The following is a 24,167-nucleotide window of genomic DNA, read 5'->3' as shown; positions in this document are numbered from 1 at the left end:
CAAGGTCCACAAGGAGAAAAGGGTGAACAAGGTCCACAAGGAGAAAAGGGAGATAAAGGCGAACAAGGTGACCCTGCTACTGATGACCAAGCAATAGATATATTGAATTTAAGCGGAAAAATACTGCATATCTCTTTGGAAAACGATGGGGTTTCAGATGCTACATTAGATTTAGCAAGCATAGACACCGACGACCAGAATGCTTCTGAAGTGGAAATCGAGTCTGACGTAGATGGGGATGGTATTGCAGAAACGAATGTAGACGATGCGATAAATACTATAACCAAAGTAACCTCAAAAGCAGCTAGGATTTTCTATCCGCCTTCAATTGCTATAGATGCATCTATTGTTTCACCAGTAAATACAAAGGATTTGTATAAAGAGTACGTAGATCAATATGGAATGACAATTACATCATCGGCAAAAAGTAGTAGCGCGCCTGCAAAAATTCCAACATATACAAAAACAGAACTTTATTATTATGTAACTTATTATGATCCTGCTGTTTTTGAAAATGTATCAATTAATGATAATGGAGTTATGACATACGGTATTAAAGCAGTTCCAACGGATTACAATACGCTTATCAATGTGGTATTTGTAGTTAAATAATGTTTGATATAATTTTTAAAATAAAAATTTTGAAACATCAAAATAGACATATCAAACAACTGGTGCTTGGGCTCCTCCTTTTGGTTGGATACCAAGTAAGTGCACAATTTGTCTTGCAGGCACCAGAGAGCAATCCGGAGGATGGAACCATAAGCAATTACCACTGGTATGTGCTCGATGGGGAATCTAAAACCGAATTGGGCAGCGACCCTACACAACAGGTTTTTATCCCTGGCGTGTACTTTGCCACTTATGATGGAACGAAATGCGGAAAAAATGCAACGAGCTATTTTATTGTAACCTATTGTAACGAACCTAAAAATTCGGTAACCTTAAATATAGAGAATAGCGTAAGTGCAAATGCATCGGTAAGCTGGAACCAGGGAATTGCCAACGGAAATTTAAACCCTTCTGTTACAGCTACAAAAGATATAGAAGAGTATATTGCTACCGTAACAAAGGCCGGATATAGCAAAAAACTGCCTACGTTTAAGGTGGTTTGCCTGCAAGAAGAATTTGAACTTGTTGATGATGTGGTTGCCGAAGTGGCTACCGCTGGTACCGAAATTAATATGCTGGATAACGATGTGGCCATTCCTTCAATTGGGATGATTACTTTTTCAAGCCCTTCAAATGGTTCGGTTAGTATTGATAAGAACGGAACGCCAATGGACCCAAGTGATGATATATTGATATATGTTCCTGGAACCGATTTTAATGGGGTTGACAGTTTTACGTATACGCTTACGTTAACAAATTCTGATAATACGGAAATGACCGATACGGCTACTATTTCCATAAACGCTATGTTGGCACAAAGCGATGCCTTGGTAGTCGAGGAAGATAGCGGTTCGGGACCGTCAAACCAAATAGATGTTAGCTTGAACGATAATATAGGTAGCCTTGGCGGGGACGATAATAATTATCAATTAACCGCCAATGCAAGTCATGGTGTGGTAATTGAAATTGTAGATGGGGTTTTTGAATATGTTCCAAATGCAGATTTTAACGGGATGGACAGTTTTACATATGCACTAATAGACCATAACGGGAATTCGGTCGAAGCCAATGTTTCTGTTGAAGTAACCCCGGTAAACGATGCCCCGATAGCAGAAAATGATACGTTCAATAGCATCTCCAATACGGAGAGCACGCTCGACATTATTTATAACGATAGGGATATCGATGGAGATGAATTATCGGTTCAAAGTTATACCGATCCCCAACACGGTATTTTATCAGAAGAAAATGGAAAATTGATCTATTATCCCGATCTTGATTTTGTAGGGCAAGATACCTTTACATATGTTATAACCGATGGCAATGAAATATCAAACACGGCCGAAGTTATAATAAATATTAAGCCCGGGACCCGGAGCATTGTATTGATCGACGACGAAGTAACTACCAACGAAGACGAACCGGTGGTAATTAATGTTTTAGGGAACGACACCATTGCTTCTGATGTAAATTATACATTATCGGCCACCGATAATAAAGGTACTAGCCTTAAGGTCCGTAAAGACTACACCGTAGAATATACGCCCGAACCGGATTTTGTGGGAACCGTTGTTTTTGAATATACAATTACTTACACAGGGGCCGAAGGAGTAGTATACGATTTCCCGGCAAGGGTTACCGTTATTGTGCTCCCGGTTAAAGATGTTCAGGACGATTATGCAGATGTGGATTCATCAAATCAAGAAGAAGTTATAATCCCAATCTTCAATAACGATACGTTTAATCCAAATACCACTTTGGTCATAGCAGCCATTTCCAATCCGGTAAACGGAACCGTAACCGTTAATGCCGATAATACCTTGTCTTATATAGTAGACCCAAGTTTCGAGGGGCAGGATATTTTTTCGTATACGGTACGGGTAATGCATTCAGATGGGGTAACGTGGAACGAAGAACAGGGAATGGTTACCGTAAATGCCCAACCTATAAATCCGCCTCCGCCACCTCCGGTTGAAGACGAATTAAAGGTGCATCAATTGGTATCGCCAAACGATGATGGGCAGAATGACGTGCTGAAGATTTATGGAATTGAAGACTTCCCGGAAAACTCGGTGAAAATATTCAATAGATGGGGTGTAATGGTTTATGAAACCACTGGATATGGACAAGGAAATAATTTCTTTAGAGGGTATTCTGAAGGAAGGGTAAGCGTACAACAAAAAGATAAGTTACCTGTAGGGACATATTATTATGTGATTGATTATATTGTGGATCAAAACACAAAAAATATGGCAGGTTACTTCTACATCAATTATTAAAGATGTATAAAAAAGGAATAATGAAGCATTACAAAATATCCCTGTTATTGATGGTCGTTCTAGGTGTTAAATCGGTTTTTGCACAACAGGACCCTCAATATACTCAATATATGTATAATACCATGAGCATCAACCCTGCATATGCCGGCAGTAGGGGCATGCTAAGCGCAACGGCCCTGTACCGCAACCAATGGCTGGGACTCGATGGCGCACCGCAAACCGAAACGTTAAACGTGCATTCCCCCATTAGGGAAAGTAAAGTAGGGGTCGGACTTTCAATAATTAACGACAAACTGGGCGAAGGCGTTACGCAAGAGACTTTTTTTGATGCCGCTTTTTCGTATACCATTCAGACCTCGTACCAAGGAAACCTTTCTTTTGGGTTAAAAGTCGGTGGGAGTTTATTAAACGTAGACTTTACAAGGTTAAACCAATATGACGATGTAGAGCTTACTGGGCAAAACAATATAGACAATAAATTTTCTCCTAATATCGGTGCCGGAATTTATTACCATACCGATAATTATTATGTAGGAGTGTCAGTGCCCAATATGTTAACCACAAAATATTTTGACGAGTCCAACAATTCCAACAGCTCGTCATATGTAGCCACTTCCCGTATTCATTATTATGTAATGGGCGGGTATGTTTTCGACCTGGATTACAGATGGCAATTTAAGCCTGCCGTTTTAACAAAAGTGGTTTCTGGAGCACCTTTGCAAGTAGACTTGTCTGCCAATTTTTTGTATGATGAATCTTTGACCTTTGGTGTGGGGTATAGATGGGGTGCAGCGGTAACGGGAATGTTAGGATTTCAGCTCAATGAGGCTCTGGCCGTAGGCCTGGCATACGACCGGGAGGTTACCGAACTTGGCGGCACGCAATTTAACGGTGGCACCGTAGAAGTGTTTTTAAGATATGAGTTTTCAAGAAACTATAAAAGGGTAACGACCCCAAGGTTTTTCTAAATACGTTCATTAATAACCTGAATTTTATTATTCTAAATTCAGGTTAATAGCAATACGTTTAGAACATTCAATTGAAGAATCCTGCTTTTTGGCAGGATTTTTTTGTTTTATGATATGGTTAACCATTTTTGTAGATTTGTTGAATTATTTTAGATGCCGAATAGAAGGAAAACTTCAATTTAAAATGATTTGAAAAGATGTTCATGGGAAAAGAAAAAGTAATTCTTGTTGATGAAAACAATCAGCAAATTGGATTGATGGAAAAAATAGAAGCACATGAAAAAGCTATGCTGCACAGGGCCTTTTCGGTTTTTATTTTTAATGATGAAGGGCAAACAATGCTCCAACAACGTGCAGGCCATAAATACCATTCGCCGGGCCTATGGACCAATACATGCTGTAGCCACCAACGCGAAGGAGAAACCAATGTAGATGCAGGAAAACGCAGGCTTCAGGAAGAAATGGGTTTTACCGCCGAACTGGAAGAGGTACTGTCGTTTATTTATCATGCCCCTTTCGAAAATGGGTTGACCGAGCATGAATTCGATCATATACTTGTTGGGAAATACAATGGAGAACCCAATATCAACCCCGATGAAGTGGCCAGCTGGAAATGGATGTCGTTAAAAGATATTCAAAAAGACATGAAAGTAAACCCAGGAGACTATACAGCATGGTTCAAAATTATTTTTGAAAAATTCTATTCGCACATAGAAGAACAATCCGAAACAATACTATGAGATTAAAAGTAAGTAGAAAGGCCCATTTTAACGCCGCCCACCGGTTGTATAGAAAAGACTGGAACGACGAAAAAAACAGAGCGGTGTTTGGTAAATGTAGCAATCCGCATTATCATGGGCATAATTACGACCTTATTGTTAGCGTTACCGGAGAGATAGATCCTGAAACGGGGTTTGTTATCGATCTTAAGATTTTAAAAAACCTTGTCCAACAGGAAATAGAAGAGCACCTGGACCATAAAAACTTAAATATTGAGGTGCCCGAATTTAAAGACTTAAACCCGACCGTAGAAAACATAGCAGTTGTAATTTACAATCGGCTAAAGCCACATTTGTTAAAATTCGACCTCGAAGTGGTGCTCTACGAAACTCCCAGAAATTTTGTTACCTACCGAGGAGAGTAGGTTGTTTAACCAATATATCAAATACTAAAAATGAAATTATACCCATTAAAATTTACGCCCATTTTTAAAGAATATCTATGGGGAGGCACCAAGCTTAAAGAAGTTCTTGACAAAGATGTAAAAACAAAAACCGCATCGGAAAGCTGGGAACTTTCTGGCGTAGAAAATAACGTGTCCGTGGTAAGCAACGGAGCTTTAAAACAAAAAACCTTACAAGAATTAATAGATACCCATAAAGGAGAATTATTGGGGGAGTCGGTATATGAACGCTTCGGAAATAAATTTCCCATCCTCATTAAATTTATAGATGCCAAATTGGATCTATCCGTACAGCTGCATCCAAACGATGCCCTGGCAAAAGAAAGGCACAATTCTTTTGGAAAAACCGAAATGTGGCATGTTATGCAGGCCGATCCCGGATCGAAACTTATTGTTGGGTTTAACGAAACGCTTACTAAAGAAACCTATTTAAAACATTTAAAGGAAGGAAAACTTTTAGAGATTTTAAACCAACAAGAAGTAAAGGCAGGCGATACGTTTTTTATCAATACCGGAAAAGTACACGCCATAGGCTCGGGAATCCTGCTGGCCGAAATTCAGCAAACATCCGATGTTACATATCGTATTTACGATTACGAGCGTAAGGATAAAGATGGGAACACACGGGAACTGCACACAGAGCTGGCAATAGATGCAATAGATTACCAAAAGAAAGACGATTATAAGGTTTCTTATAAAAAAGAATACAACTCGTCCAACAACATGGTAACCTGCAAATACTTTATCACCAACTACCTCAACGTAGTCGGTACTTTTGTAAAACAACTGGTAAACCGCGACTCTTTTAGTATTTATATATGCGTTGACGGCCAGGCCCAGATTACCGCTGGCGATACTACAGAAAAACTAAATAAAGGGGAGACCATATTGGTTCCTGCTTCCATAAACGAAGTTAGCATAAGCGCCAAGGATGCGAAGATTTTGGAAGTTCATATCTAAAAATGCCGTATTTTTGCAAATGAGTTCGACATATTAAATAGTAAGTTATGGCAAGTATAAGAGACTTAAAACGAGATATTAACAATGTTCTGGGGGACATTATAGAAGCTGTTTACATTTGGGAAATTAGCACCAATACCTCCAATTCCAAAGAGGGCGATAAAATTATTGACGAAGCAATTGCAACCTTCGATGCACTTATTGAAAAGGTCAACGATAAAAAAGTAGACAACAGGAGCACTCATTTAAAAGAAGTTAACAAAGAACTGGAATCCAAGGCACAATCCTTGGTAGAAAAATTAAATAAATTATCCGCAGCTTAAAAAGTAACTTGGGATGCCATGGCACCTAAAAGGTTATTTTTTAAATAAAAAGTTTGCAAAAATGATTTTCAGAATTATATTTGCACGCTTTTTAATGCAAACGCCGATGTAGCTCAGCTGGCTAGAGCAGCTGATTTGTAATCAGCAGGTCGTGGGTTCGAGTCCCTCTATCGGCTCAAAGTGCCCTTCCATAACGGAGGGGCTTTTTTATTTTTTACACACCGTTTTTTTTTTGGTAATTTCTTTGTCTTCCTCTTCCACAAGATAAAGGTTTGTAGAAAACTTCTTGTATATTTATCGAAGTAAATGGCCTCACTGCTTAGCTTAATTGGTAAACACATCTATTGGAATGAACGAAATTATTACAACAATACTTTTTTTATTTGCCGTTATAGACCCGCTGGGGTCTGTACCCGTTTATTTGGAGGCAACCAAAAATTTTGACATCCTGCATAAAAGAAAAATAGCCATAAGGGCATGTGCAGTGGCCTATTTAATATTGTTGTTCTTTATCATTATTGGGCAGCTTATCTTGGAAGGGATGAAAGTGTCCCTGGATGCTTTTCAGATATCGGGCGGGGTAATTTTGTTCCTCTTTGCCCTTACAATGATTTTTGGCGAAGGAAAACCCAACAGCGAGATAGATTCTATTAAAGATTATAAACATGTTACCATTTTTCCTATAGCAATCCCTTCCATTGCATCGCCTGGGGCAATAATGGCAGTGGTTTTAATGACCGACAACCACGTGTATACAATGCAGCAGCAAGCCATAACAACCATATTGGTGCTGGTGGTAATTGCCATAACATGTGTATTGTTGCTTGCGGCAAACCATATACAAAAAAGAATGGGTGCCTATGGAATATCGGTAATTAGTAAAGTAATGGGGCTAATCCTTGCCGCCTATGCCGTACAGAGTATCCTTACGGGGTTAAGAGACTTTTTCGTGGTGCTTAAATAAGGTTTCCCGCCTTCATCTTTATAGGGATACTTATAAAGGCTTCATTTTAAACTCTAATTTATATAATGTATCTTAGGGGGAATAATTCATTTAAAATTAAAGGATTATGGCTCAAAAAGAAACCGATTATATACCTATTTGGTTTTGGATTATAGCTCTATTTGCTTTAGTGTGGAATTTAATGGGCGCGGGCTCTTTTATAGGGCATATTAGCATGTCTCACGAATCTTTGCTGGCCCTGCCCGATACCGAACGGAAATTGCTAATGTCTTACCCGACATGGATTGAAGTTATTTACGCACTGGCTGCTTTTACTGGTGTTTTGGCAAGTATAGGGCTTTTGTTAAGGAAAAAATGGGCAAAATTACTTTTTATTATTTCCTTAATAGCGGTGACCATACAAATGGTCTATAGCATTATTGCCGTTACTTCTTTAGAGACCTTTGGCCCCGAAGCGGTTATCCTGCCCGTATTTATAATTCTGGCGGGTATTTTTCATGTATTTATATCCCGTTATGCTATTAAAAAAGGCTGGCTGAATTAATTTTTTTTGTGAAATAATCGCGAAAATCGATATACTATTTCATAGAGATTCTGCTGATGCATATGTTACAGGGAATAAAAATTGTATTTTTATAAGGCAAACCAATTAAAACATATCTTATGGCTAATCAATTATCAACCAAAATACCTTGGTGGTTTTGGTTCGTTGCAATACTTGCCCTATTATGGAACTTTATGGGTGTTGGTGCTTTTATATCAGATGTTACCATGACAGACGAAGCTTTACAGGCGCTACCGGACGCACAAAGGGAACTTTACGAGAATAACCCTATGTGGACCAAAATTGTATATGGAATAGCAGTATTTGGCGGTTTACTGGGAAGCATAGGCCTACTGGCCAAAAAGAAATGGGCAAAACCCATTTTTGTAGTTTCCCTCATTGCCATTTTTATTCAAATGGGGTACAGCTTGTTTATAGCCAAAACCCCCGAAGCATATGGCTCGGTGGCATATATCATGCCCGTACTGGTAATACTTATAGCTGCTTTTCTTATTGCTTTTTCCAATAGGGCCATAAAACGTGGATGGCTTACTTAATAAAACCTATCCATTGCGGTTTTTTACATGTTCCGATAGGTTGTATAACGTATCCATTGGAGTTTTTCACCGGGCGGGTGTATTTTTTAACGTATCCAAATGGTTTTTGAGGTGTTTTTGGTTGTGGAAACCTATTTTTACTGAACAGAGTCTTTTGTAGATGTTTGCGGTTGTGCTTTAATATCACCAATATACTTGGCGAGCATTTTACCGTATTTAGATTGGGCCACCTCTGGCGTTAACGAGTTGTTTATGGAATCTAAATACTTAATGTTGGCATTGTATACATTGGCCAAAGTAATATAGGGCGCGGCATAAGAATCGGTATGGTTGAGCACAAAATTCAGTGTGTAAAGGTATTCTCTTGTATTGTTTCTTTTGGAAACTAAATTTAGCGAATCGGCAAGTGCTGTATCCCCATCTTTTTCTGCCTGAAGGATGTCTTTTATCAATTCCAGGTTTTTACCCGAAAATTTAGAGCGTATCTTTTTATATTCGGTCCAGGTATCGTTGCTTTTGGAACCTTCTATTGTTGCTTCGGGTGCAAAATAGTCCCTGGTGGTTTTAATGGTAATGTTGCCGGGCTCTCCAAAAAAATCCAGCCTGTCGTTAAGCAGGTTGCCATCGTTTTTATCGAGATACAAGGTAAAAACCTCGGGGCTTTCTATGGAAGTTGAAAAGCTAAAGTTTGAATTTCCGTCAATTTCAATAGAATCGAGCGTAACTAGCGTACTGTCGTTAATTTTTTGAAAATATAAAGTCCCTTTTCGTAAACCGTCAACTGTTCCGTTAACGGTCATATTATTTTGTTCTTTTCCGCAGGAAACAAAAACAGTGGCTATAATTGAAGCAATAAGTAATCGGTACATGTTTGTTTTTTTTCTGAAGGGCAAATATGCATAATTCTTATAAAAATTACTACACTTTAGATGCCAATTCCATTAAATAAGCACAAAATATTGCGCCATAGGTACCCACAGCGTAACCAAATACGGCCAACAAAACCCCAACGGTAGCCAAAGATGGATGAAACTCGGCGGCAACCACAGGAGCCGAAGCTGCCCCGCCCACGTTGGCCTGGCTCCCCACGGCCAAGAAAAAATAGGGGGCTTTTATAATTTTTGCCACAACCAACAACAAGAGCGCATGGATGCTCATCCACACCAAACCAATGGCAATAAGACCGGGATTGTCGAATATTTTAAAAATGTCCATTTTCATACCAATGGTGGCCACTAAAATATAGATACATATGGAGCCGAATTTGCTGGCTCCGGCACCTTCATAATTTTTAAATTTTGTAAACGATAGTCCAATCCCGATAAGGGTGGCAATAGTAATCATCCAAAAAAACTGCGACCCAAACGATGCCAAGGCACTGGTCTTGTCGCTCACGGCATGAAAGTTCGACGTTAAGAAATCTGAAATGTTACCGGCGCCCCAATGTGCAACGCCAACGGCAACAAAGGCAATGGCCAAAATCATGATATAATCAGATAGGGTGGGGGTGCGCGTAATGCTTTCGGTAAAGGCGATTACTTTATTTTTTAGGTCGTCTATCGCGGTATTGTCTGCTTTTAACCATTTATCGATTTTGTTGCTCTTTCCAACTCCAAGCAGTACCACGGCCATCCAAAGGTTGGCAACCACGATATCTACCAGTACCATTCCGCCATATTTTTCGGGATTGTATTTAAAAATTTCAAGCATTGCAGCCTGGTTTGCGCCGCCGCCTATCCAACTTCCGGCCAATGTGGCCAATCCTCTCCAAACAGCATCTGGACCAACACCGCCAACAGTATCTGGCGAAACTAGGGAAATTAACAAAATGGCAATGGGCCCGCCGATTACTATTCCTATGGTTCCCGTAAAAAACATAATCAATGCTTTTGGTCCAAGGTTAAAAACAGCCTTTAGGTCGATACTTAATGTCATTAATACCAACGATGCAGGCAATAAATACCTACTGGCCACAAAATATAAATTGGAAGTTTCGTCAGAGATAATTCCGAAGGAATTAAAAAGGGAAGGCAACAAATAGCACATAAGTACAGATGGTACCACCTTATAAAATTTGTTCCAGAAACCTGTTTTTATGGCCGAAGTGTAAAAAACAAAACCCAAGCATAGCATAATGATGCCAAATACAATGGTGTCGTTTGAAAATACGGGAGAATCTTGCATTGATTAAAATTTTCGGGAAAATACGAAAATGAAAACAAATAGCAACACCAACGATTCTTTTAAAGCAAATAGCCGACTTGAAATACATCAAGTCGGCTATGTCCCTAAACTAATAAAAATAAATATTTAACTCGCTAAACAAAACCCCATAACCTGAGGAATCTATATGGATATGCGGTTATGCAGCGGGCAAATCTCCTTTTTCCTTTATGGGAAGGGAAGAGGACCCCATTAAAAATTTATCTACATGATGTGCGGCTTCCCTTCCTTCGGAAATGGCCCACACAATTAACGATTGCCCCCTGCGCATATCTCCGGCCGTAAAAATATGCGGGATATTGCTCTGGTAATTGCTATCGCCTTTTATATTGCTTCTGTAATCGGTTTGTAGCCCTAGTTGCTCGCTTAAAGTTGCTTCTGGCCCCGTAAAACCGAGTGCCAATAGGGCAAGTTCGCACGGCCATTCTTTTTCGGTGCCATCAATTTCTTGCAATTGCGGACGTTCTCCGGGAATTTTAACCCATTTAACTTCAACGGTTTTAATGGCTTTTAGGTTTCCTTCCCCGTCTTTTATAAATTCTTTGGTTAAAATACTCCAATTACGTTTTACGCCTTCTTCATGAGAAGAACTTGTTTTTAACGTAAACGGCCAGAAAGGCCACGGGTTTTCTTCTGAACGCGATTCGGAAGGAATTGGCATAATCTCAAAATTAGTAACCGAAGCAGCACCATGACGGTTAGAAGTTCCTACACAGTCGGAGCCCGTATCGCCACCGCCAATTACAATTACGTTTTTTCCTTTGGCATGTAAAGCTTCGGTAGGTTCTTTAATACCATCTACTACTTCGTTGTTTCTTTTTAAGAATTCCATAGCCTGTACCACGCCATTGGCATCGGCACCGTCTATAGGGAGCGGTCTTCTTTTGGTAGCCCCGCCACAAAGTACAACGGCATCAAATTCATTAAGTTTTTCGGCATCGTAATTTTTACCAACGTGCACGTTGGTTTTAAATTCAATCCCTTCTGCTTTAAGAATGTCCACACGGCGGTCTATTACCTTTTTCTCCAATTTAAAATCTGGAATTCCATACCTGAGCAGGCCACCCACTTTATTGTCACGTTCAAAAACGGTAACGGTATGCCCGGCCCTGTTTAATTGTTGGGCTGCGGCAAGCCCTGAAGGGCCAGAACCTACAACTGCAACTGTTTTTCCGGTGCGGTTTTTGGGCGGGTTTGGTTTTATCCATCCTTCTTTAAATCCGCGTTCTACAATATATTTTTCAATAAGTTCGATGGAAACGGGAGGCTGGATAATCCCTAGTACACATGCCGATTCGCACGGGGCAGGGCATAGGCGTCCAGTAAATTCGGGGAAATTGTTGGTGGCATGGAGTATTCGCAATGCCTTGTCCCAATCGTTTTTATAGACCGCATCATTAAAGTCGGGTATTAAATTTCCCAAGGGGCAACCGCTATGGCAAAACGGAATCCCGCAGTCCATACAGCGTCCACCTTGTTTGTTTAATTCTTCGGTATCGAGTTCTTTGGTAAACTCGTTGTAATTTTTCACACGTTCATCAACAGCAATAGTATCTTCGCCGCGTCTATCGTATTCTAAAAATCCTCTAAGTTTTCCCATTTTATGCTGTTGTTAATTGTTTAACTTCTTTTTCTTGTTTTGCCAGCATTTCCAGTGCTTTTTTATATTCTGTTGGCATTACTTTAATAAATTTCTGGCAGTTTTTATTCCAATCGGCCATAATGCGTTTTGCCAACGGGCTGTCAGTATACTTAATATGTTCGGCAATTAAGTTTTTCAATTCAATTTGGTCGTTGTCTGAAAGTTCTTCCAGTTCCACCATTTCCATATTGAAGTTGTTGGTATCCAATGCGTTGTCTGGATTATAGATGTATGCAATCCCACCGCTCATTCCTGCTGCAAAATTTCTTCCTATTTTGCCCAGGATAACAGCAACACCGCCGGTCATATATTCGCATCCATGGTCACCAATACCTTCTACAACAGCTTTTGCACCAGAGTTTCTTACTAAAAACCGTTCTCCGGCAATACCGTTTATGTATGCTTCTCCGGTTACGGCGCCATACATGGCAACGTTACCGATAATTATGTTTTCTTCAGGTTTAAAAGTGGATTCTTCGGGAACTTTTACTACTAATTTTGCGCCAGACAATCCTTTTCCAAAATAATCGTTTGTATTACCGTTTACCTTCAAGGTAAGGCCTTTTGTGGCAAATGCGCCAAAACTTTGGCCTGCGGAACCTTTAAAGTTTAAAGTTAAGGTGTCTTCGGGCAGCCCGTTTTCTCCGTGGATTTTTGATATTTCGTTACTTAAAATTGCACCGGTTGTCCTATTTATATTGGTAATAGGGAAATCCAAGCTCATTTTTTCTTTTCGGTACACGGCCGGGTGTGCTTGGCTTAAAATATCAAAATCGAGCACATTTTCCAGTTGATGGTCTTGCTTTTCGGTATTATGAAGCTTGACATGCTCTGGAACCCTTGGTTTGTAAAGTATGTTTGAAAGATCTATTCCTTGTGCCTTGTAATGCTGAATGGCCTTGTTCATGTCTAATTTCTGACTTTGACCCACCATTTCATCAATCGACTTAAAGCCTAGGTCCGCCATAATTTGACGTAGTTCCTGAGCGATGAAATACATAAAATTGATAACATGCTCTGGGGTCCCTTTAAAGTTTTTGCGCAATTCGGGATCTTGGGTAGCAATGCCCACCGGACACGTATTGAGATGGCAAGCACGCATCATGATGCAACCTGACGCTACCAATGGAGCTGTTGCAAAGCCAAATTCTTCGGCACCTAGTAAACAGGCAATGGCCACATCGCGCCCAGTTTTAAGCTGTCCGTCGCATTCCATTACAATTCTGCTTCTAAGGTCGTTGAGCACCAAAGTTTGTTGTGCTTCTGCTATACCTAGTTCCCAAGGTAGACCGGCGTGACGCAGGGAAGTTAGTGGCGAAGCACCAGTTCCTCCGTCGTAGCCGGAAATTAAAACCACATCGGCTTTTGCTTTTGCAACTCCGGCCGCAATGGTACCAACACCCACTTCAGAAACCAGTTTAACATTTACCCGGGCTTCCCTGTTGGCGTTTTTAAGGTCGAATATTAATTGCGCCAAATCCTCAATAGAATAAATATCATGGTGTGGCGGTGGTGAAATAAGACCTACGTAAGGAGTGGAGTTTCTCGTTTTTGCAATATCCGGATTTACTTTTGGTCCTGGCAATTGGCCTCCTTCACCGGGCTTGGCCCCTTGGGCCATTTTTATTTGAATTTCCTGCGCATTGGTTAAATAGTTAATAGAAACCCCAAAGCGCCCAGATGCTACTTGTTTAATGGCACTGTTTCTCCAGTTCCCGTTAAGGTCCTTGTGAAAACGGTCTGGGTTTTCCCCTCCTTCGCCAGAATTGCTTTTCCCTTTAATACGGTTCATGGCAATGGCCAGATTTTCGTGCGCTTCTTTACTAATGGAACCAAAAGACATGGCCCCGGTTTTAAAACGCTTTACAATTTCTGTCCAAGGTTCTACCTCTTCAAGCGGAATCGGATTTAATTCCTTAAAATTGAACATTCCCCTTAATGTCATCAAGCGTTCACTTTGCTCGTTGATCATTTCGGAATATTCTTTGTAACTACTGTACTTATTGGTTCTTACGGCCTGTTGAAGCTTGGCAACCGTGGTTGGGTTAAACATATGGCGCTCTCCATTTCTTCTCCAGCGGTAATCGCCCCCGATCTCTAAATCAAGGTTAGATAAATCTTCGTCGTCTGTATAGGCTTTGGCAAAGCGTTTTTGAATTTCCTTTTCAATTTCGTAAATACCAATACCTTCAATACGGGTTGTGGTATTACAGAAATATTTATCGACAAACTTTTTGTTGAGGCCGAGCGCTTCAAATATTTGCGCCCCGCGGTAGGAATGCAGGGTAGAAATCCCTATTTTGTTCATAATCTTAACAATTCCTTTTCCTATGGCCTTGTTAAAGTTGATAATGGCTTCTTCAAAAGAGGCGTTTATTTCTCCGTCGGCTACCAATTTGGCAATTATTTCGTTTACCATATACGGGTTGATGGCACTTGCGCCATATCCGAACAAGAGGGCAAAATGATGAGGCTCCCTTGGTTCGGCAGATTCAATAATAATTCCTACGGAAGACCTTTTTTCCTTCTTTTTAAGTGCATGGTGTACATGAGAACATGCCAGAGCTGAAGGAATTGGTGCCATGGTGCTGGACACGTTCCTATCTGAAAGGATAATTATGTTGCAATTTTCCTTATCGATAGCGGCACAGATTTCGTCCACTATTTCGTCTAAACGTGCTTCAAGGCCATTCAACCCTTTATTGATGTCATAAAGGATTGAAATTGAAACGGCCTTAAAGTCCGGGTGGTTAATATATTTAATCTTATCCAGGTCTTCGTTGGAGATAACCGGGTTTTGGATTTTAAGTTTTTTACATTGCTCGGGAACTATGTCGAAGATGTTCCTGTCTCCACCAATAGACAAACTGATATCGGTTACAATTTCTTCGCGGATACCGTCTAATGGTGGATTTGTTACCTGCGCAAATAATTGTTTGAAATAGTTGAAAAGCAATTGTGGTTTATCAGACAATACAGCCAATGGTGTATCTGTACCCATAGAGCCAATAGCTTCTTTTCCAAGGGTGGCCATTGGGGTAATTAGGGTTTTTATGTCTTCATTGGTATAGCCAAATAGCTTTTGCCTTGTTAAAAAGGCTTCTTTCTCGACAGGAGTTTTATTACCGGTATAAGCAATTTTTGCAAGTGGCAATAGGTTTTTGTCTAGCCAGTTTCTATAAGGACGTTTGGTTACGATACTTTCTTTAACTTCTTCATCGCCGATAATCCTTCCTTCGTTCATGTCTACCAAAAACATACGTCCCGGTTCGAGTCGGCCGTGCAATTCAACATTGTCCGGTTTTACATCGATAACTCCGGTTTCAGACGACATAATTACATATCCATCCTTGGTAACGGTATACCGGGAAGGCCTTAATCCGTTTCGGTCCAACAGGGCACCTATGTAATTTCCGTCGGTAAACGGAATAGAGGCGGGCCCGTCCCAAGGTTCCATAATACATGAGTTGTATTCGTAGAAAGCTTTTTTAGTGTCGGACATCGATTGGTGTTTCTCCCATGCTTCGGGAACCATCATCATCATAGCTTCGGGAAGCGATCGGCCCGTTTGTAGCAGAAGCTCCAAAACCATGTCCATGGAAGCAGAATCTGATTTTCCTTCAAGGACAATAGGCGGGATTTCCTTAATGGTATCTCCAAATATTTCGCTCTTAAAGAGCTCTTCCCTAGCCTTCATCCTACTTAAGTTACCCCGTAGCGTATTGATTTCCCCATTATGGCACATCAAGCGAAAAGGCTGTGCCAGATCCCAGGTAGGGAAAGTATTTGTTGAGAAACGCTGGTGTACCAAGGCTAACTTAGTAACCACCTCTGGTTGCATTAAGTCTTTATAATAAGTACTAATGTCTTGAGGCATTAAAAGGCCTTTGTATATAATGGTGTTGGTAGAACAGCTTGAAAAGTAAAAATATCCTGCTTCAGAGAGGTTGGAATTTAAAATGGCATGTTCGGCTATTTTTCTTCCGGCAAAGAGCTTTGCATTAAATGCTTCTTCACTAAGGTCCTGCCCATTTTTACCAATAAAAACCTGTTTGGTAAAAGGCTCTGTTTCGGCAGCAATTTCACCAATACAGCTATGGTCTACAGGGACATCGCGCCACCCAATAATATTGAGCCCTTGTTTTTTAATGTTTTCTTCAAAAATATTGATGCATATTTGAGACTGGTTTGGCGATTTTGGCAAGAAAAGCATTCCTACCGCATATTCCTTTGGTTCGGGGATATCAAATTTACAAACTTGCTTAAAGAAGTTGTGTGGGATTTCTATTAGAATCCCTGCGCCATCACCAGTTTTCCCATCCGAGCTTACAGCTCCCCGATGCTCTAAGCGTATCAATATATCGAGGGCTTTATGGATGATATCGTTGGTTCTTACTCCATTTAGGTTACAGATAAAACCTGCACCGCAATTGTCATGTTCAAACTCCGGAGAGTATAATCCTTGTTGTTGTGGCTTCATAATTACGTGGTTTCCACAAAACTAACAAGAAACATGCGAATTTTTCAGTGTTTATATCTAAAAAGTGTAATTAATTAGGCGTTCTGAATTAAAGCTTATTAAAAATTCAATATCAAAATTTTGGGGTGGGGCAAATTATCAAATCGTTAATTCAAGGACAAAAAAATGTTAATCCCTTTAATTATAGGGGGTGCTGACATTTTTTATTTGATTAATTGATAATTTTTCAAAAAAACGAAAGGGGCTCAGTGTTTTTATTTTGCAATAATAGAAGTAACCCCTATTTTTTTAGGGGTTAGTTTGTGTATTATGTGTTTTTTATGAGAGAATTTTAAAATTTTAAACACCTATTCCGCCAAAAGACCTCTTGAAATTACAATTTTTTGTATTTCTGAAGTGCCTTCGTATATCTGGGTTATTTTTGCATCCCGCATAAGCCGTTCCACGTGATATTCTTTTACATAACCATTGCCCCCGTGAATTTGTACCGCTTCAATGGCGGTATCCATGGCCACTTGGGAGGCGTATAATTTGGCCATTGCCCCAGAAAGGTCGTAATCGTGCCCGTTGTCTTTGTCCCATGCAGCTTTGATGACCAAGTGCCTGGCGGCTTCAATTTGTGTGTGCATATCGGCCAGTTTAAAGGCTATTGCCTGGTGGTTGCATATTTCTGTGCCAAAAGACTTTCTTACTTTAGAGTATTCTTTTGCAAGTTCGTAAGCACCCGATGCAATCCCAAGCGCCTGTGCTGCAATTCCAATTCTACCGCCTGCCAGTGTTTTCATGGCAAACTTAAAGCCAAAGCCATCTTCGCCAATCCTATTTTCTTTGGGAACCTTTACGTCGTTAAAAATGAGCGAATGTGTATCGCTACCGCGGATTCCCAATTTTTGTTCTTTTGGGCCAATCTCAAAACCGGGCATTCCTTTTTCAAGAATAAACGCATTAATGCCTTTGTGTTTTTTTTCTGGGTGTGTTTGTGCAATTACAAGGTAAACATCGGCGGTGCCCCCATTTGTAATCCAGTTCTTGGTACCATTAATAATATAATGGCCATCTTTTTCTATAGCGGTAGTTTTTTGCGATGTTGCATCACTTCCTGCTTCGGGTTCAGATAGGCAAAAGGCACCAATAATCTCGCCCGAGGCCAGACGGGTTAAATATTTTTTCTTTTGCTCCTCGGTTCCATAATTCTCCAATCCCCAACATACCAAAGAGTTGTTCACGCTAACGATTACAGAACAGGAAGCGTCTATTTTAGAGATTTCTTCCATGACCATAACGTAGGAAATAGTATCCATGCCGCTTCCGCCATATTCCGGGGAAGTCATCATTCCCAGAAAACCCAGTTCGGCCATTTTTTTTACTTGTTCCTTGGGGAATTCCTGTTTTTCGTCTCTTTCAATGACGCCGGGAAGTAATTCGTTTTTTGCAAAATCGCGAGCAGCTTCTTTTATGAGTAATTGTTCTTCAGAAAGTTTAAAATCCATTCTATTTTGTGATATTTTTATAAAATTTACCAAATATAATTTTAAAATGTAACATTTTCAATCATTCTTATTTATTTTTACACAGATGAAAAAGCAATACTACAACGTTGTAGGAGTGATGTCGGGCACTTCTTTGGATGGAATCGATTTGGTGAATGTTCAATTTGAAAAAAAATCAGATTGGGAGTTTTCGGTAATTCATTCAGAAACAATACCTTATAATGGCTTACTAAAAAAGAAACTAAAAAATGCAATTCATTTACAATCGGATTCATTGAAGAAACTCGATGAAGAATACACCAAATATCTGACAGAAGTAATTCTTGCATTTATTTCAAAATATAAAATAATCGATATCGATTTTATAGCTTCTCATGGGCACACCGTTTTTCATGAACCCGAAAAAGGAGTTACCTACCAAATAGGAAACATGCCTTTTATGGCCAAAAAACTGAACAAAACGGTTGTATGCGATTTTCGTGTTGAAGATGTAGAATTGGGCGGGCAAGGAGCGCCATTGGTGCCAATTGGAGATAAATTGCTTTTTCCCGAATACGATTTTTGTTTAAACATAGGCGGTTTTGCCAATGTAACCACTGAAGAACAAGGAGTTTATAAGGCCTTCGATATATGTGCTGCCAATAACGTGCTGAACCATTATGTTGCAAAATTGGGTCTTGAATATGACGACCGGGGGAAAATAGCCGCTTCGGGAACATTAAACCAAAAATTATTTGCTCAATTAAATTCTTTGCCTTATTATAGCAAGAAACCACCAAAGTCTTTAGGTATAGAATGGGTAGAAAGCGAGATTATCCCAATAATCGACCACTATCCGCTTAATATAGAAGGCATACTTCGTACCTATACAGAACATATAGCACAACAAATAAGTATGGTACTAACCAGTAAATCGACCGTATTAATTACGGGAGGCGGCGCATATAATGATTTTTTAATAAAGAGGTTACGGCAAATAAGTCGGGCAAACATTATCTTGCCAGACAAAGCCATTATAGAATTTAAAGAGGCCATTATTTTTGGCCTGTTGGGCGTATTGCGCACCAGAAACGAAATTAATTGTTTAAAAAGCATAACGGGAGCTCATCGAGATCATAGCAGCGGGAAAATATACATTCCTTAAAAAAATGTAAAAATCGAGATCAGCTTTTTTAGTTTTATATATTTGTGAACACTTTAATAATTTAATGAAAGAATTACTAAAACAATACGAAGAAAAGTCCCCCGAAATTATTTTTAATTGGAAAGATCCTGAAACAGAGGCCGAAGGATGGACAGTCATAAACTCATTAAGAGGCGGCGCCGCAGGAGGCGGGACCCGAATGCGCGTTGGGCTGGATGCAAACGAGGTACTCTCGCTGGCAAAAACAATGGAGGTGAAGTTTACCGTCTCCGGGCCAGCCATTGGCGGAGCAAAATCCGGAATTAATTTCGACCCGAAAGATCCAAGAAAAAAAGGAGTGTTGGAGCGCTGGTATAAAGCCGTTTCCCCATTACTGAAAAGTTATTACGGGACCGGGGGCGATTTAAACGTAGACGAAATCCACGAAGTTATCCCCATTACCGAAGATTGTGGTGTTTGGCATCCGCAGGAAGGAGTTTTTAACGGGCACTTTAAACCTTCGGAAGCCGATAAAATTAATCGCATCGGACAATTGAGGCAAGGGGTTATAAAAGTATTGGAAAACGAGAGCTATTCCCCAGACGTAAAAAGAAAATATACAGTGGCCGACATGATTACCGGTTTTGGCGTTGCAGAATCCGTAAAGCATTTTTATAATATTTACGGAGGTTCGGTAAAAGGAAAAAGAGCCATTGTGCAAGGCTTTGGAAATGTAGGTGCCGCAGCCGCTTATTACCTGTCCCAAATGGGGGCAAAAATAGTAGGTATCATAGATATTAATGGAGGTGTTATTAATGAAGAAGGCTATACTTTTGATGAAATTAGAACATTCTTCCTGAACAAGAAAGGCAATACGTTGGATCTTCCGGATATGGTTCCGTTTGAAGAAATGAACGAAAAAATATGGAAATTGCCAGCAGAAATATTTTTACCTTGTGCCGCTTCGCGCTTAATTAAAAAAGAACAGATATCGCAAATGATAGAGACAGGGCTCGAAGTAGTATCGTGCGGGGCAAATGTGCCTTTTGCCGATAAGGAAATATTTTTTGGGCCCATAATGGAACATACCGACCAAAGAATTAGTTTAATTCCCGATTTTATATCCAATTGCGGTATGGCGAGGGTATTTGCCTATTTTATGGAGCGCCGTACGGAAATGACCGACGAGGCAATATTTGATGATACTTCAAGTACCATACAAAAAGCACTGCAAAATACATTTAAACACAGTGGTTCAAAAATAAATATTAGCAGCACCGCTTTTGAAATCGCTTTAAAACAGTTAATTTAGACGCAAAATATATATACTAACAACTATCCTATGGAGACAATTATTATTCTTGTATTCGTTCTTGGTTATTTGGCAATCACACTAGAACACAACTTAAAAATAGATAAATTAATACCCGCCTTGGGGATGATGGCCCTTTTATGGGCCATAATAGCATTGACGCACATGGATGTGTTTGAGGTTAATGCAGAACTTAAAGAATTGGAGGCAACCCATATAGACGACATTTTATTGCACCATCTGGGGAAAACGGCCGAAATTCTGGTTTTCTTGCTTGGCGCAATGACCATTGTTGAAATTATTGATTATTTCGATGGCTTTGCAACAATAAAAGGGTACATAAAAACCCGAAGCAAACGTAAGTTACTTTGGGTGTTCAGTATTTTGGCATTTATATTATCGGCAATTATTGACAATCTTACAGCTACCATTGTGCTAATAACCATATTGCAAAAAGTATTGAACGATAGAAACTTACGCCTATGGTTTGCCGGTATTATCGTTATTGCGGCAAATGCCGGTGGAGCGTGGTCGCCTATTGGAGATGTAACCACCACAATGTTATGGATCCAGCATAAAGTTACGGCGGCCGTGTTGATAGAGCACGTATTGCTTCCTTCAATTTTCTGTATGATTATTCCAACTTTAATAGCTTCCCGTTTAAAAATATTTCAAGGTAAAATTGATGGCGATTTTACAGAAGACATCAAAAAATCAAAATACGGTACCGTTATGCTCTATCTAGGTTTGGGCGGAATTATATTTGTGCCGATTTTTAAAACCATTACACATTTGCCACCATATGTTGGTATGATGCTTTCTTTGGCTGTAGTGGCAACTTTTGCCGAAATATATAGTAATAAAAAATTCGCTCTTTCCGGTGTTAGCGAAGATAGTGGAGACTTTCAAGGACACCACAGTCCGGTTCACCATTCTCTTTCAAGAATAGAACTCCCCAGTATTTTATTCTTCTTGGGTATATTAATGGCAGTTGCAGCGTTAGAATCTTTGGGGATGCTTTTCCATTTTGCCGAAAAAATGGATGCTGCTATGCCTATGTTGGGAACTGAATCTCATGGAGAAAAAGTGTCGGACATTGTAGTGCTTATATTAGGTGTAGGCTCGGCCATAATAGATAATGTGCCATTGGTGGCCGCCAGTATGGGGATGTTCTCTGTAGGGATGGACGACCCGGTTTGGCACTTTATTGCATATTCGGCAGGTACCGGTGGAAGTATGTTAATTATTGGTTCGGCTGCCGGGGTTGTGGCCATGGGAATGGAAAAAATAGACTTCTTTTGGTATCTTAAAAAAATAGCCTGGTTGGCATTGGCCGGTTTCTTAGGGGGTGCCGTTATATTTGTAATTATGAGAAATTTCATCTTAAACGTATAATTTTATTCTGATATTATCGTTATAAACTTAACCTATTAAGCAAATTAATAATATATGATATTATTTCAAGAAGCAACCCAGGAGGTGGCTCAGGAAGCGCTTTCGGAAGAAAAAACACTGTCGGTTATAGATTTAATTGTAAATGGTGGAACCGGAAGTATTATAATTATAGCAGTGCTTTTTGTATTGTTATTTGTAGCCCTTTACATATACTTTGAACGCATTTTTGCCATAAAAGCGGCATCTAGGATTGATAAAAATTTTATGAATCAAATTAGGGACCATGTATCTAATGGAAAACTGGAAGCTGCAAAAATTTTATGTGCCCAAACAGATTCGCCGGTGGCAAGGCTTACCGAAAAAGGAATTTCCAGAATAGGAAAACCTTTAGACGATATCAATAAGGCCATAGAAAATGCAGGTACTTTAGAGGTCTATAAGCTGGAGAAAAATGTAAGTATTTTGGCAACCGTGGCCGGTGCTGCACCCATGATTGGTTTCCTTGGGACCGTAATCGGGATGATTATCGCGTTTCACCAAATGGCAACCAGCGGGGGACAGGCCGAAATGGGCCAATTGGCGGGAGGTATATACACCGCCATGACAACAACAGTGGCCGGACTTGTTGTAGGGATTATTGCATATATTGGTTACAACCATTTAGTGGTGCGCACAGACAAGGTGGTGCACAACATGGAAGCCAATGCGGTAGAATTCCTGGATCTTTTGGATGAACCCGTTTAATACTAACAACATACTTTTAAACTACATGGCCTGCTTTTCGCAAGCCATGTAGTTATTCATAAAATACCAAACATAAAACAGATGAAATTAAAAGGAAGAAATAAAGTGTCGCCGGAATTCAGCATGAGTTCCATGACAGACATTGTCTTTCTGCTTCTGGTGTTCTTTATGCTTACCTCAAATTCTCCAAATGCATTAGACTTGCTTTTGCCCAAGGCGAAAGGAAAATCAACAAATACACAAAACGTCTCTGTGAGCATCAATAAAAACTTGGATATTTTTGTTGATAATGTTAAAGTAAAATCCGAATTTGTAGAAACCGAGTTAAAGCGCAGACTGAAAGATGTAGATAAACCAACCATAATTTTACGGGCAGAAAAAAGTGTGCCTATCGATAATGCCGTTAATATTATGGATATAGCAAACCAGAACAATTACAAAGTAATATTGGCTGTAAGACCAGAATAAAATGTCTTTACTAGATACACGACATAAGAAAAAATCGTTTACATTAACCACGATATTGTTATCGTTGCTACTATTTCTTATGTTTTATATTGGGCTATCTTATCTGGATCCGCCTATTGAAAGCGGTATTTCGGTAAATTTTGGTACAACCGACTTTGGAAGCGGGAATGTTCAACCTAAAGAAAAAATAAAGAGCACACCTGTTGAAAAGCCAAAAGTAGAAGAACAGCCCAAGGAAGAAGTAGTAGAACCATCGGCTCCCAAAGAAGTTTCTCAAACCGAGGCAGAAGAAGTGGTGACGCAGGATAATGAAGAATCGATAGTTATTAAAAAACAAAAAGAAGCCGAAGCAAAGAAAAAAAGGGCCGAAGAAGAAGCCGAGCGCAAGGCAAAGGCCGAAGCCGAACGCAAAGAAAGAGAACGCAAGGCCGAAGAAGAACGTGTACGGCAAGAGCAGGAAGCCAAGAAAAAGCAGCTCGATGCCATGATGGGTGGACTTAACAGTTCCGACGGGACCGCAACGGGAAGCGAAGGAAACGATAACAAAGCTGGAGACAAAGGGCAACCCGATGGAGACCCCTATGCAAGCAGTTATTACGGAGGCGCAGGAAGTGGTTCGGGCGGTGTTGGGTATGGTTTGAATGGAAGAAGCTTGGTCTCGGGCGATAAATTTGTGCAGGATTGCAACGAATATGGAACAGTTGTAGTAAAAATAGAAGTAGACCGATCTGGAAAGGTTGTCAATGCCACACCTGGCGTAAGAGGAACTACAAATACAGCCAAATGTTTATTTGAAGCTGCAAGCAAAACGGCCAAATCATATAAATGGAATGCCGATTCCAATGCGCCTTCCCGTCAAATAGGGTTCGTAGTAGTTAATTTCAAACTAGGAGAATAAAC

Annotated in this window: 20 protein-coding genes, 1 tRNA gene and 1 pseudogene; 17 read left to right on the top strand and 5 right to left on the bottom strand. The window is 40.0% G+C overall.

The window, feature by feature from the left end:
- The 11 genes and pseudogenes from UXI14_RS11420 to UXI14_RS11370 form a co-directional block, all read left to right on the top strand.
- Positions 1–612 (top strand): annotated as a pseudogene (locus UXI14_RS11420) (collagen-like protein); the annotation flags it as partial.
- Positions 613–641: 29 nt separating this feature from the next.
- Positions 642–2,891: an Ig-like domain-containing protein gene (locus tag UXI14_RS11415; protein WP_335966233.1), complete on the top strand. Its 2,250-nt coding sequence runs from the start codon at positions 642–644 to the stop codon at positions 2,889–2,891.
- Positions 2,892–2,911: 20 nt separating this feature from the next.
- Complete coding sequence (locus UXI14_RS11410; RefSeq protein WP_277900887.1) at positions 2,912–3,859, top strand: type IX secretion system membrane protein PorP/SprF; 948 nt, start codon at positions 2,912–2,914, stop codon at positions 3,857–3,859.
- Between the two features lie 203 nt (positions 3,860–4,062).
- The gene (gene idi / locus UXI14_RS11405; RefSeq protein ID WP_335966232.1) at positions 4,063–4,599 is read left to right on the top strand and encodes an isopentenyl-diphosphate Delta-isomerase; all 537 of its coding nucleotides are present in this window, start codon (positions 4,063–4,065) and stop codon (positions 4,597–4,599) included.
- On the top strand, positions 4,596–5,003 hold the full coding sequence (locus UXI14_RS11400; RefSeq protein ID WP_335966231.1) for a 6-carboxytetrahydropterin synthase: 408 nt from the start codon (positions 4,596–4,598) through the stop codon (positions 5,001–5,003). The genes idi and UXI14_RS11400 overlap by 4 nt, the downstream gene beginning before the upstream one ends.
- A gap of 30 nt (positions 5,004–5,033) precedes the next feature.
- Positions 5,034–6,002, top strand: coding sequence for a type I phosphomannose isomerase catalytic subunit (locus tag UXI14_RS11395; protein ID WP_335966230.1), 969 nt, complete (start codon positions 5,034–5,036; stop codon positions 6,000–6,002).
- Positions 6,003–6,049: 47 nt separating this feature from the next.
- Positions 6,050–6,325, top strand: a complete 276-nt coding sequence (locus UXI14_RS11390; RefSeq protein ID WP_335966229.1) for a hypothetical protein — start codon at positions 6,050–6,052, stop codon at positions 6,323–6,325.
- A 102-nt stretch (positions 6,326–6,427) separates the two neighbouring features.
- A tRNA-Thr gene (locus UXI14_RS11385) sits at positions 6,428–6,501 on the top strand.
- A 173-nt stretch (positions 6,502–6,674) separates the two neighbouring features.
- A complete protein-coding gene (locus UXI14_RS11380) occupies positions 6,675–7,289 on the top strand; it encodes a MarC family protein (protein WP_335966228.1) in 615 nt (204 codons plus the stop codon).
- Between the two features lie 106 nt (positions 7,290–7,395).
- Positions 7,396–7,833 carry a hypothetical protein gene (locus UXI14_RS11375; protein WP_335966227.1) on the top strand — a complete coding sequence of 146 codons (438 nt, stop codon included), beginning with the start codon at positions 7,396–7,398 and terminating at the stop codon, positions 7,831–7,833.
- A 119-nt stretch (positions 7,834–7,952) separates the two neighbouring features.
- A complete protein-coding gene (locus UXI14_RS11370; RefSeq protein ID WP_277900894.1) occupies positions 7,953–8,390 on the top strand; it encodes a hypothetical protein in 438 nt (145 codons plus the stop codon).
- 137 nt (positions 8,391–8,527) lie between these two features.
- Here the strand turns inward: UXI14_RS11370 and UXI14_RS11365 are convergent, their stop codons facing one another.
- From UXI14_RS11365 to UXI14_RS11345, 5 genes are all read right to left on the bottom strand, one after another.
- Positions 8,528–9,259 carry a DUF4369 domain-containing protein gene (locus UXI14_RS11365; protein ID WP_335966226.1) on the bottom strand — a complete coding sequence of 244 codons (732 nt, stop codon included), beginning with the start codon at positions 9,257–9,259 and terminating at the stop codon, positions 8,528–8,530.
- A gap of 49 nt (positions 9,260–9,308) precedes the next feature.
- Positions 9,309–10,574 carry a DUF819 family protein gene (locus tag UXI14_RS11360; protein WP_335966225.1) on the bottom strand — a complete coding sequence of 422 codons (1,266 nt, stop codon included), beginning with the start codon at positions 10,572–10,574 and terminating at the stop codon, positions 9,309–9,311.
- Between the two features lie 178 nt (positions 10,575–10,752).
- On the bottom strand, positions 10,753–12,213 hold the full coding sequence (locus UXI14_RS11355) for a glutamate synthase subunit beta (protein ID WP_335966224.1): 1,461 nt from the start codon (positions 12,211–12,213) through the stop codon (positions 10,753–10,755).
- Position 12,214: 1 nt separating this feature from the next.
- Positions 12,215–16,735, bottom strand: a complete 4,521-nt coding sequence (gene gltB, locus UXI14_RS11350) for a glutamate synthase large subunit (protein ID WP_335966223.1) — start codon at positions 16,733–16,735, stop codon at positions 12,215–12,217.
- Positions 16,736–17,082: 347 nt separating this feature from the next.
- A complete protein-coding gene (locus UXI14_RS11345) occupies positions 17,083–18,225 on the bottom strand; it encodes an acyl-CoA dehydrogenase (protein WP_335966222.1) in 1,143 nt (380 codons plus the stop codon).
- An 85-nt stretch (positions 18,226–18,310) separates the two neighbouring features.
- Between UXI14_RS11345 and UXI14_RS11340 the strand changes: the two genes are divergently transcribed.
- From UXI14_RS11340 to UXI14_RS11315, 6 genes are all read left to right on the top strand, one after another.
- Positions 18,311–19,369 carry an anhydro-N-acetylmuramic acid kinase gene (locus tag UXI14_RS11340; RefSeq protein ID WP_335966221.1) on the top strand — a complete coding sequence of 353 codons (1,059 nt, stop codon included), beginning with the start codon at positions 18,311–18,313 and terminating at the stop codon, positions 19,367–19,369.
- Positions 19,370–19,433: 64 nt separating this feature from the next.
- Entirely contained in the window at positions 19,434–20,660 is a 1,227-nt protein-coding gene (locus tag UXI14_RS11335) for a Glu/Leu/Phe/Val dehydrogenase dimerization domain-containing protein (RefSeq protein WP_335966220.1), read from the top strand.
- 30 nt (positions 20,661–20,690) lie between these two features.
- Positions 20,691–22,055, top strand: coding sequence for a sodium:proton antiporter NhaD (nhaD, locus tag UXI14_RS11330; protein ID WP_277900902.1), 1,365 nt, complete (start codon positions 20,691–20,693; stop codon positions 22,053–22,055).
- 54 nt (positions 22,056–22,109) lie between these two features.
- Complete coding sequence (locus UXI14_RS11325; RefSeq protein ID WP_277900903.1) at positions 22,110–22,799, top strand: MotA/TolQ/ExbB proton channel family protein; 690 nt, start codon at positions 22,110–22,112, stop codon at positions 22,797–22,799.
- Positions 22,800–22,880: 81 nt separating this feature from the next.
- Positions 22,881–23,267, top strand: coding sequence for a biopolymer transporter ExbD (locus tag UXI14_RS11320; RefSeq protein ID WP_277900904.1), 387 nt, complete (start codon positions 22,881–22,883; stop codon positions 23,265–23,267).
- Position 23,268: 1 nt separating this feature from the next.
- Complete coding sequence (locus UXI14_RS11315; protein WP_335966219.1) at positions 23,269–24,165, top strand: energy transducer TonB; 897 nt, start codon at positions 23,269–23,271, stop codon at positions 24,163–24,165.
- Positions 24,166–24,167 lie beyond the last annotated feature (2 nt).

This window comes from Galbibacter sp. PAP.153, from assembly GCF_037029175.1.
Classification (GTDB): domain Bacteria; phylum Bacteroidota; class Bacteroidia; order Flavobacteriales; family Flavobacteriaceae; genus Galbibacter; species Galbibacter pacificus.
The sequence above is the reverse complement of the archived record's forward strand: the minus strand, read 5'-3'. Positions and strand labels throughout refer to the sequence as shown.

What these genes read in the sequence shown, in the direction of transcription:
- UXI14_RS11410 (WP_277900887.1), top strand. Translation starts at nt 2,912, where the DNA reads ATGAAGCATTACAAAATATCCCTGTTATTGATGGTCGTTCTAGGTGTT.
- idi (WP_335966232.1), top strand. Translation starts at nt 4,063, where the DNA reads ATGGGAAAAGAAAAAGTAATTCTTGTTGATGAAAACAATCAGCAAATT.
- UXI14_RS11400 (WP_335966231.1), top strand. Translation starts at nt 4,596, where the DNA reads ATGAGATTAAAAGTAAGTAGAAAGGCCCATTTTAACGCCGCCCACCGG.
- UXI14_RS11395 (WP_335966230.1), top strand. Translation starts at nt 5,034, where the DNA reads ATGAAATTATACCCATTAAAATTTACGCCCATTTTTAAAGAATATCTA.
- UXI14_RS11390 (WP_335966229.1), top strand. Translation starts at nt 6,050, where the DNA reads ATGGCAAGTATAAGAGACTTAAAACGAGATATTAACAATGTTCTGGGG.
- UXI14_RS11380 (WP_335966228.1), top strand. Translation starts at nt 6,675, where the DNA reads ATGAACGAAATTATTACAACAATACTTTTTTTATTTGCCGTTATAGAC.
- UXI14_RS11375 (WP_335966227.1), top strand. Translation starts at nt 7,396, where the DNA reads ATGGCTCAAAAAGAAACCGATTATATACCTATTTGGTTTTGGATTATA.
- UXI14_RS11370 (WP_277900894.1), top strand. Translation starts at nt 7,953, where the DNA reads ATGGCTAATCAATTATCAACCAAAATACCTTGGTGGTTTTGGTTCGTT.
- UXI14_RS11365 (WP_335966226.1), bottom strand. Translation starts at nt 9,259, where the DNA reads ATGTACCGATTACTTATTGCTTCAATTATAGCCACTGTTTTTGTTTCC.
- UXI14_RS11360 (WP_335966225.1), bottom strand. Translation starts at nt 10,574, where the DNA reads ATGCAAGATTCTCCCGTATTTTCAAACGACACCATTGTATTTGGCATC.
- UXI14_RS11355 (WP_335966224.1), bottom strand. Translation starts at nt 12,213, where the DNA reads ATGGGAAAACTTAGAGGATTTTTAGAATACGATAGACGCGGCGAAGAT.
- gltB (WP_335966223.1), bottom strand. Translation starts at nt 16,735, where the DNA reads ATGAAGCCACAACAACAAGGATTATACTCTCCGGAGTTTGAACATGAC.
- UXI14_RS11345 (WP_335966222.1), bottom strand. Translation starts at nt 18,225, where the DNA reads ATGGATTTTAAACTTTCTGAAGAACAATTACTCATAAAAGAAGCTGCT.
- UXI14_RS11340 (WP_335966221.1), top strand. Translation starts at nt 18,311, where the DNA reads ATGAAAAAGCAATACTACAACGTTGTAGGAGTGATGTCGGGCACTTCT.
- UXI14_RS11335 (WP_335966220.1), top strand. Translation starts at nt 19,434, where the DNA reads ATGAAAGAATTACTAAAACAATACGAAGAAAAGTCCCCCGAAATTATT.
- nhaD (WP_277900902.1), top strand. Translation starts at nt 20,691, where the DNA reads ATGGAGACAATTATTATTCTTGTATTCGTTCTTGGTTATTTGGCAATC.
- UXI14_RS11325 (WP_277900903.1), top strand. Translation starts at nt 22,110, where the DNA reads ATGATATTATTTCAAGAAGCAACCCAGGAGGTGGCTCAGGAAGCGCTT.
- UXI14_RS11320 (WP_277900904.1), top strand. Translation starts at nt 22,881, where the DNA reads ATGAAATTAAAAGGAAGAAATAAAGTGTCGCCGGAATTCAGCATGAGT.
- UXI14_RS11315 (WP_335966219.1), top strand. Translation starts at nt 23,269, where the DNA reads ATGTCTTTACTAGATACACGACATAAGAAAAAATCGTTTACATTAACC.